The organism is Saccharopolyspora sp. NPDC002686, assembly GCF_040295745.1.
GTDB classification, from domain to species: domain Bacteria; phylum Actinomycetota; class Actinomycetes; order Mycobacteriales; family Pseudonocardiaceae; genus Saccharopolyspora; species Saccharopolyspora oryzae.
In genome coordinates this window covers 23,110-32,388 of record NZ_JBEOVY010000041.1, presented here as the reverse complement: position 1 = coordinate 32,388, position 9,279 = coordinate 23,110, and the positions used below count along the sequence as shown (strand labels likewise).

The window sequence follows — 9,279 nt, the reverse complement described above, 5'->3', positions numbered from 1 at the left end:
GGCCTGAAGAATGATCTTGTGGTGAGACCTTCTTCTACCAGGACCCCACGCCCACATCTCTCCAGGCCACCGGCCATCCCCATTCCACTGAGATCGCCTCATTGAATTTGCGGAAGTTGTCCACAGGATCCGGAACCTGTCCACAGGTCCCGACACGCCGGGGTCCCGACACGCCCGGGTGTGCAGTTTCAATTGAAACTGTAAAACCCAGGCACGGCGGAGCACAGTTTCAATTGAAACTGCGGGGTGGCGGAGCGGCGGTGGGCCGGACGGTTGCTGGGGCCGTGGGGTGGGTAGGGCTGGTTGAAAGGCGATTGCGCGCTGGAGGCGGGCATGGCCAGGACCTGGATCGAACCCCAACCGATTCCCACGCGGGCCCGGACCACCCGGCGGCGCCGCAAGGGCGAGTACGTGCCGTGGTTGCGCACCACCGATCCGAAGCAGATCGGGGTCATGTACTTGATCGCGTCGTTCGGCTTCTTCGTCGTCGGCGGCTTGATGGCGCTGCTGATGCGCGGCGAGCTGGCCGAGCCGGGGCTGCAGTTCCTGTCGCAGGAGCAGTACAACCAGCTGTTCACCATGCACGGGACGGTCATGCTGCTGCTGTTCGCCACCCCGGTCCTGTTCGGCTTCGCCAACGTGGTGCTGCCGCTGCAGATCGGGTCGCCGGACGTGGCGTTCCCGCGGTTGAACGCGCTGTCGTTCTGGTTGTTCCTGTTCGGCGGCCTGATCGTGCTCAGCGGCTTCCTGCTGCCCAACGGCGCGGCTGATTTCGGCTGGACGGCTTATGCCCCGCTGTCGCGCTCGATGTTCAGCGTGGGCCCGGGCGGCGACGTGTGGGCGGCCGGGCTGATCCTCAGCGGGCTGGGCACGATCCTCGGCGCGGTCAACATGATCACCACGCTGGTGTGCCTGCGCTGCCCCGGGATGACGATGTTCCGGCTGCCGATCTTCTGCTGGAACATCCTGGCCACCAGCCTGCTGGTGCTGATGGCCTTCCCGATCCTGGCCGCGGCGCTGTTCGGGCTGCTGGTCGACCGGCACCTGGGCGGGCACGCGTTCGACCCGGCCAACGGCGGCGCGATCCTCTACCAGCACCTGTTCTGGTTCTTCGGCCATCCGGAGGTCTACATCGTGGCGCTGCCGTTCTTCGGCATCGTCACCGAGATCCTGCCGGTGTTCAGCCGGAAACCGCTGTTCGGCTACACCGGGCTGGTGTTCGCCACGCTGATGATCATGGGATTGTCGGCGATCGTGTGGGCGCACCACATGTTCGCCACCGGCGCGGTGCTGCTGCCGTTCTTCTCCTTCGCCACGTTCCTGATCGCGGTGCCGACCGGCATCAAGTTCTTCAACTGGATAGGCACCATGTGGCGCGGGCACCTGACGTTCGAGTCACCGATGCTGTTCTCCATCGGGTTCATGGTGACGTTCCTGCTCGGCGGGCTGACCGGGGTGATCCTGGCGGCCCCGCCGCTGGACTTCCACGTCACCGACACCTACTTCGTGGTGGCGCACTTCCACTACGTGCTGTTCGGCACCATCGTGTTCGCGGTGTTCGGCGGGGTGTACTTCTGGTTCCCGAAGATGACCGGCCGGATGATGGACGAGCGGCTCGGCAGGATGCACTTCTGGTTGACCTTCGTCGGCTTCCACCTGACGTTCCTGGTGCAGCACTGGCTGGGCGCGGAGGGCATGCCGCGCCGCTACGCCGACTACCTGGCCTCGGACGGCTTCACCGCGCTGAACGTGGTGTCCACCATCGGCGCGTTCGTGCTGGGCGCGTCGATGCTGCCGTTCCTCTACAACGTGTTCAAGAGCTACCGGTACGGCGTGGTGGCCGACGTGGACGACCCGTGGGGGCACGGGAACTCGCTGGAGTGGGCGACGTCCTGCCCGCCGCCGCGGCACAACTTCACGTCGTTGCCGCGGGTGCGGTCGATCCGCCCGGCGTTCGAGCTGCACTACCCGCACATGGTCGAGCGCTTGGAGGTCGAAGCCCACGCCGACCTGCGGCGCAGCCGCTAGGGCCGACGCTCCCCGGCGTGTCGGGTCCCGACGCACCGGGGGTCCGCAATTTCCATTGAAATCGAAGGTCCGATTTCAATGGAATTTGCGTCAGGCGCCGGCGGGAACGGGTTCGGAGCGGGAGAGGACCTGGCCGTTGGCGTCGAGAGCTTCGACCGCGGCGTAGGGCGCCGGCGACGGCAGCGGCGCCGAGGTCTCGAAGCCCGCCTTCGGGACGTCCGCGACCGGGTTGAGCTGGTCCGGGGCCGGGCCGGCGAGGACGCGCCAGGTGCGGACCTCGGTCGCTCCGTTCCAGCTCGCGTACACCGTGTCGTCGTTCAGCGCCGCCACCGGCGGCTCGGTCGGCGTGCCCGCCCAGGGCAGGCGGAAGGCCCGGTAGGACGGCATGCCGTCGCCGAGCGATCCGTGCAGCACCACCTCGCCGTTCTGGTCGAACTCGGTGAACTCCGGCTGCGATCCCCAGCCGACGAAGCTGTTGCCGCCCGGCAGCACCTGGTGGTCCCCCTGGCTGACGCTCGTGCCGCCGCCGGGGTGCTTGAACTCGCGCACCACGCGAGCGGTGCGCGCTTCCTGGTCGACGGCGAGCACGAGCCCGCGGGACACCGGTCCGGGTTCGCTGGCCGCGTTGTCGAACAGGCTCATCGTGCCGTCCGGCTGCCAGCGCGCGTCGTGCTGCCGGGCGAACACCGCGTCCGGGTCGGCCGCGAAGTCGCTGCGCTTGCCGCCGAGCCGCCACCGGACGTCGCCGGTCGCGCGGTCCACCTGGTAGATCGTGTCGGTGTGCCGGGCGGAGATCAGCAGGTTGCCGTCGGCGTCCTCGGTGATCGAGTTGAGGTGGAGGTAGTCGTAGGGCGCGGCGGGGTCCTCCGGCAGCGGGACGGTCGACTCGTCGAGCGCCACGTGGTCCAGGCTGCGCCAGTCGAGCAGCACCGCGCCGGTGGCGATGTCGATCTCCTGCACGACGCCTTCCACGACGGGCCGGTCGAGCTGCACCGTGTGGTAGGCGATCAGCAGCGCGGTGTTGCGCGGGGTGATGATCATTTCGTGCAGGTCGGCCTTCAGGCCGTTGCCCGCGCGGACGGTGGCGATCTGCTGGTAGGAGCGGTCCAGCACGACGTACTCGCCGTCGCCGTAGCCCGGGTGCGGCGCGCCCTGCCACCAGGTCAGCACCGGCTGGCCCTGGTAGGTCTGCGCCTTGAAGTCCATGGTGAACAGCTGGGCGCCGTCGCCGACCGGCTGGAACCACACCGGCTGCCCGGTGTCGTCGATGATCATCGGCCCGCTCTGGGCGGCCGTGCCGTGCGGCGCGACGAAGATGCTGCCGGGCTCGGTGCCGTTGGCCGGGGTGTCGATCCGCACCACCGGCGGGCTCAGGTCCGGCCTGGTGATGAAGTGGTGCGATTCGGGCGGCGCGGACACGCCGATCCCGGCGGTCGCCACCAGCAGTGCTAACGCCGCGAGCAGTACTGCGACGACCTTCGAGCGCATCGGCCACTCCGTCCACCGGGGATGGGGTCGGCTCGAGGGCTATCACTGATCAACTGCCCGCAGGTAGTCAGTTGCGAAAAGTTTCCACGTTTTGCCCGGGCGTCAGATCGCACACCGGAACCGGCTCTCGGATGTGCGCACCGCACTCGAGAAGTCCATAGTGGACGGACGGTTTCCGCTGACCGCTGGGCCGAACGAGCGAAGCCGGACGTGGCGCGGTTCATAAACGGTTCGGGAACAACGGGGCGCGGGACTACTGTTGGGAACACCTGGGGAGCGCCAGTGCGAGCCGTCTTCCTGAATCGTTTCCGCCAGCCGCGCGAGCGGCCGCTCCGGCACGCCCGCGGCGAGGACGCGATCACCCACCCGCCCAGCACGTCCAGACGAGGAGACTTCCTTGCCCATTGCCCTGTTGGCCCTGGCCATCGCCGCATTCGGGATTGGAACGACCGAGTTCGTGATGATGGGTCTGCTGCCCGAGGTCGCCACCGACCTGGGCGCGACCATCCCGGAGGCCGGCGGTTACGTCTCCCTGTACGCCCTCGGCGTGGTGATCGGCGCGCCGCTGCTGACCATGCTCGGCATGCGGACCAAGCGCAAGGCGATGCTGCTGAGCATGATGGTGCTGTTCACCGTCGGGAACCTGTTCTCCGCGTTCGCCCCGACGCACGAACTGCTGCTCGCGGCCCGGTTCGTCGCCGGCCTGCCGCACGGCACGTTCTTCGGCATCGGCGCCGTCGTGGCCGCCGGTCTCGTCCCGGCCGACAAGCGCGGCCAGGCCATCTCGATGATGTTCATCGGTCTGACCGTCGCCAACATCGTCGGCGTTCCGCTCGGCACGCTGCTCGGCCAGGCGCTCGGCTGGCGCTGGGCGTTCGGACTGGTCGCGGTGATCGGCGTGGTCGCGCTGGCCGCCGTCGCCGCGCTGGTGCCGGACCAGCCCAAGCCCACCGACGTCAGCCTGCGCGGTGAGCTGCGCGCGTTCCGCCGCCCCCAGGTGTGGCTGGCGTTCGCCGTCGTGGTGTTCGGCTTCGCCGCGACCTTCTCCTTCTACAGCTACATCAAGCCGGTGCTCACCGACGTGACCGGCTACTCGCCGACCGCGGTGACGCCGCTGCTCGCGCTGTTCGGCGTCGGGATGACCGTCGGCACCGCGCTCGGCGGGCGGCTCGCGGACCGCAACCCGATGCGCACGCTGTACGTCTTCCTCACCGCGCTGGCCGCCAGCCTCGGCCTGTTCGTGTTCACCGCGCACAGCGCCGTGCTGGCGCCGATCACCGTGTTCCTGATCGGGGCGACCGGTTTCGCGGCCATCCCGAGCATCCAGGCGCGGATCCTGGACCAGGCCAAGGAAGCACCGGCGCTGGGCTCGGCGAGCATCCAGTCCACGTTCAACATCGCCAACTCGCTCGGCGCCTACCTCGGCGGCCTGGTCATCGCGGCCGGGCTGGGCCTGACCGCGCCGAGCTGGGTCGGCGCCCTGCTGGCCCTCGTCGGCCTCGGCTTCGCGCTGCTGTCCGGCTGGCTGGACCGCAACCAGCGGCAGCCCGCCGCCGCGGTCGCCTCGCACCGCGCCGCCGCGGAGTCCGTCGAGGTCAGCTGACCGGCGCCACAGGAGTCACACTGCCCGGGCGTTCGCGCTCCCGGTGAAATACGGTGGCTTGCGGCATGCGCCACACGGCGTGGCGGGAATCCACGATCAACTGGATCGGTTCTACCTCGTGTCGGCCCTTCGCGGCTGGCGACGAACGCGATATCTGCGGAGGAAAGCACCCACATGACACAGGTTCCGAACATCACGCTGAACACCGGCGCAGCGATGCCGCAGCTCGGTTACGGCGTCTTCCAGGTCCCGGCCGACGAGGTCGTCGCGCCGGTCCGGTCGGCGATCGAGGCGGGCTACCGCAGCATCGACACCGCCGCGGTGTACGGCAACGAAGCGGGCGTCGGCCAGGCCATCGCGGAGTCGGGCGTCAAGCGCGAGGACCTGTTCGTCACCACCAAGCTCTGGAACGACGCGCAGGGCTACGACAGCACCCTGAAGGCGTTCGACGAGAGCCTGGACCGCCTCGGCCTGGACTACGTCGACCTGTACCTGATCCACTGGCCGGTCCCCGCCAAGGACCAGTACGTCGACACCTGGAAGGCGTTCCAGAAGCTGCACGCCGACGGCCGCGCCAAGACGATCGGGGTGTCGAACTTCCAGGTCCCGCACCTGCAGCGCCTGTTCGACGAGACCGACGTGGTGCCGGCGGTCAACCAGATCGAGCTGCACCCGAACCTGCCGCAGGCCGAGCTGCGCGCGTTCCACGCCGAGCACGGCATCGCCACCGAGGCGTGGAGCCCGCTGGGCCAGGGCAAGGGCCTGCTGGACGACGCGACGCTGGCCGCGCTGGGCGAGAAGTACGGCAAGAGCCCGGCGCAGATCGTGCTGCGCTGGCACCTCCAGCTGGGCAACGTGGTGATCCCGAAGTCGGTCACCCCGTCGCGGATCAAGGAGAACATCGAGGTCTTCGACTTCGAGCTCGCCGACGACGACGTCGCGGCGATCACCGGCCTGTCGACCGGTGTCCGCGTCGGTCCGGACCCGGACACCTTCGGCGCCTGAGCCGAACCCCGCCACAACGGCCCGCCCCGCCCTCCGGCGCGGCGGGCCGTTCCGCGTTCGGGGGTGGTCAGGCGACTTGGACTGCGGGGCGGGAGGCGAAGCCGCGGAGGACGTTGCTGCCGGAGCGGAGCGAGGCCACCTGGCTGCGGGTGGCCAGCCAGCCCGGGAACTTCGCCAGGCGCTGCAGCGGCGTGCTGCGCTGGGCCGAGGTCAGGGCCGCCGTGCGGGACACCTTGAGGGCGCGCGGGCGGCGCTCCTGCTCGTAGGCGCGGAGCCGGGACGCCAGATCACCGTCCACATCGGACAGATACTGGGTGAGCAGCCAGGCGTCCTCCAAGGTCTGGTTGGCCGCCTGCGCGACCGCGGGCGGCATCGCGTGCACGGCGTCGCCGAGCAGCGTGCTGCGCGCACCGCCCCAGACCTGCGGGACCTTGTGCCGGATGTGCGGGAAGAAGCCCAGGTCGTCGTCGGCGACCGAGGCGAGCAGCTGCTCGACCGGGTCCGGCCAGCCCCGGAAGACCTCGCGCAGGTCGGCGACCGAGAGCACCGGGTCGCCTTCCTTCCACGGCATGTCGAACCACCAGTGCAGCATTCCGCCACCGGTCGGGATAAGGCCGCAGTGCGCGTTGCGGCCGGCGATGTTCAACGTCTGGTGGCCCTGAGCGACGGGCAAGTCGCTGCGCGTCAAGCCCTGCCAGCTCGCCCAGCCGGTGGGCTTCGCCGGTTCGCCGCCCAGCAGTTCGCGGCGCACCACCGAGCGCTGCCCGTCGGCGCCGATCAGCAGGTCGCCCGTCGCGCTGGTGCCGTCGTCGAACTCGACGACGACGCGGTCCGGGTGCTCGACGACACCGACGCAGCGGCGGCCGAAGTGCAGCACGTCCGACGGCAGCGCGGCGGCCATCTCGGCGATCAGCGCGCGGCGCGCGATCTGCACCGTCGGCGAGCCGAGGCGCTCGGTGACCTCGCCGAGGTCGGCTTCCCAGAGCAACCGGCCGGTTTCGGTGAGCGAGCGCAGGCTGCTCAGGTGACGGCCGGAGGCTTCGATGTCGACGCCCAGATCGCGCAGCGCAGCAGTTCCGTTGCTCCACACGGTGATTCCCGCGCCAGTGGTGCGCAGCGCTTCGGAATGCTCGAAAACCTGCACGTCATGGCCGTTGCCGGCCAATCCGTTGGCGATGGCGAGTCCCCCGACTCCGGCTCCGATCACGAGAACCCGCATCGTCTCCATCCGTCAGCCCCGACGTCAGTTGTCCAGCTCGAGTTTATCCAGGAGACCGGAAGTACCGATTTGTCCTTGCTCACAACTGGACCAATAAAGACTTCCGCCGGCCGCCCCAGGCGTGCTGCGGACAGCGGAACTCCCGCCGCTGTTCGCCATCTCACATCACCTGGTGAGCGGAGTGCGAATTTTGCCCGGAACTCGCGGTCGGCTCCGACGTCCCGCGATCGCCGGGTAGGCACGGTCGCAGGAGCGAACTATGTTGCCGTCATGAGCCCTCGCGTCTCCCCTCCGTTCCGCGCCGATCACGTCGGCAGCCTGCTGCGCCCGCAATCCCTCCTCGACGCCCGCGACGAGCACGCCGCCGGTCGCATCGACGATGCCGAGCTGCGCCGCGTCGAGGACGAGGCGATCGCGCAGGTGGTGGCCATGCAGGAGGAGGTCGGCCTGCACAGCGCCACCGACGGGGAGTTCCGGCGCAGCTCGTGGCACATGGACTTCCTGTACCAGCTCGACGGCGTCGAGAAGGTCGAGAACGCCGACCTCAAGGTCCAGTTCCACAACGAGCAGGGCGACATCGAGTTCGCCACGCCGGACCTGCACGTCAACGGCAAGATCGGGCTCAGCCGGACGATCTTCGAGGACGCCTTCACCGCGCTCGCCGACCGCGTCACCACCGCGACGCCGAAGCTGACCATCCCCTCGCCGGGCATGCTCTACTACCGCGGCGGCCGGGCGGCCATCGACCCGGCGGTCTACCCGGACCTGGCCGAGTTCCGCGCCGACCTGGCCGCGGCCTACCGCGCCGAGGTGCGGGCCCTGGCCGATCTCGGCTGCCACTACCTGCAGCTCGACGACACCAGCCTGGCCTACCTCAACGACCCGAAGCAGCGCGCGCAGCTCACCGCGCGCGGCGACGACGCCGAGCGGGCCCACCTGCAGACCATCCAGCTGATCAACGAGTCGCTGCGCGGGCGCCCGGACACCCTGTCGGTGACCACGCACATGTGCCGGGGGAACTTCCGCTCGTCGTGGGTGGCCGAGGGCGGCTACGACTTCGTCGCGGAGGCGCTGTTCAACGAGCTCGAGGTGGACGGGTTCTTCCTGGAGTTCGACGACGAGCGCTCCGGGGGCTTCGAGCCGCTGCGGTTCGTGCCGAAGGGCAAGGCCGTGGTGCTCGGCCTGGTCACCACCAAGCGCGGCGCGCTGGAATCGAAGGACTCGCTCAAGCGCCGCATCGAGGAAGCCGCCCGCTACGTCGACCTCGACCAGCTGTGCCTGTCACCGCAGTGCGGTTTCGCCTCGACCAAGGACGGCAACGCCCTGACCTACGACGAGGAAGTGGCGAAGTTGCGCCTGGTCGTCGAGACCGCCGCCGAGGTCTGGGGCTGAGCCCTCGCGGTCGCCGACCGGGGTGGAGGGCGCTCACTGCGACTGCAGATTTCAGTCACGACTGAACACAGTTTCAATTGAAACTGCACATCCCCTGGTCTGCGACTGCGAGGCATGACCGGCACCGCGCGGCGAGCCGCAGGCGCATAGCCCACCCTCGGCACTTGCACCGCCGCGGGTTCTCAGCGTTCGCCTGGCGAGGACGGCCCACCCGCCGTGTATTGGCATTACATAAGGCTGGGCACCCGCAGTCCAGGCGGACGCTGAGGTTCCGCTACTTGCACCGACACGCAGAACGAGGATGGAAAACCTCAGTGAAACTGCGTCTTATGCGGCTTCGAGGAAGCGGCCGGCTACTAGGCCGGGCTCTTCCGCGCCGTCGAAGCGGACCCACAGGACGGGGCCTTCGAAGACTTCTGGGAGGCCGCTGGCGGTCTCCACCACCGTGCCGACCTTGTCGCGGAACCGGCCGAACGTGGCGCGGACCCGCGCGCCTGGTTCGAACGGGCTCGAGGACTGCTCCATGAGGGGGGACGTTACGTGG

The 9,279-nt window shown here is 69.1% G+C and carries 7 protein-coding genes; 4 read left to right on the top strand and 3 right to left on the bottom strand.

Going from position 1 to position 9,279, the window contains the following annotated elements; translation table 11 throughout:
* Positions 1-333 precede the first annotated feature (333 nt).
* Positions 334-2,028, top strand: coding sequence for an aa3-type cytochrome oxidase subunit I (ctaD, locus tag ABTZ89_RS08315; RefSeq protein WP_351041771.1), 1,695 nt, complete (start codon positions 334-336; stop codon positions 2,026-2,028).
* A gap of 90 nt (positions 2,029-2,118) precedes the next feature.
* Here the strand turns inward: ctaD and ABTZ89_RS08310 are convergent, their stop codons facing one another.
* Entirely contained in the window at positions 2,119-3,516 is a 1,398-nt protein-coding gene (locus ABTZ89_RS08310; RefSeq protein WP_351041768.1) for an arylsulfotransferase family protein, read from the bottom strand.
* Between the two features lie 397 nt (positions 3,517-3,913).
* On the opposite strand from ABTZ89_RS08310, the gene ABTZ89_RS08305 reads away from it, so the two are divergent.
* Both ABTZ89_RS08305 and ABTZ89_RS08300 read left to right on the top strand, forming a co-directional pair.
* Positions 3,914-5,119, top strand: coding sequence for an MFS transporter (locus tag ABTZ89_RS08305; RefSeq protein WP_351041765.1), 1,206 nt, complete (start codon positions 3,914-3,916; stop codon positions 5,117-5,119).
* A 174-nt stretch (positions 5,120-5,293) separates the two neighbouring features.
* Entirely contained in the window at positions 5,294-6,124 is an 831-nt protein-coding gene (locus ABTZ89_RS08300; protein WP_270950114.1) for an aldo/keto reductase, read from the top strand.
* Between the two features lie 67 nt (positions 6,125-6,191).
* On the opposite strand, the gene ABTZ89_RS08295 is transcribed toward ABTZ89_RS08300, so the two are convergent.
* The gene (locus ABTZ89_RS08295) at positions 6,192-7,343 is read right to left on the bottom strand and encodes an FAD-dependent monooxygenase (protein ID WP_270950113.1); all 1,152 of its coding nucleotides are present in this window, start codon (positions 7,341-7,343) and stop codon (positions 6,192-6,194) included.
* 270 nt (positions 7,344-7,613) lie between these two features.
* On the opposite strand from ABTZ89_RS08295, the gene ABTZ89_RS08290 reads away from it, so the two are divergent.
* Positions 7,614-8,735: a 5-methyltetrahydropteroyltriglutamate--homocysteine S-methyltransferase gene (locus ABTZ89_RS08290; protein WP_351041761.1), complete on the top strand. Its 1,122-nt coding sequence runs from the start codon at positions 7,614-7,616 to the stop codon at positions 8,733-8,735.
* 327 nt (positions 8,736-9,062) lie between these two features.
* Here ABTZ89_RS08290 and ABTZ89_RS08285 read toward each other — a convergent pair whose 3' ends face one another.
* Entirely contained in the window at positions 9,063-9,260 is a 198-nt protein-coding gene (locus tag ABTZ89_RS08285; RefSeq protein ID WP_270950111.1) for a KOW motif-containing protein, read from the bottom strand.
* Positions 9,261-9,279: the final 19 nt, after the last annotated feature.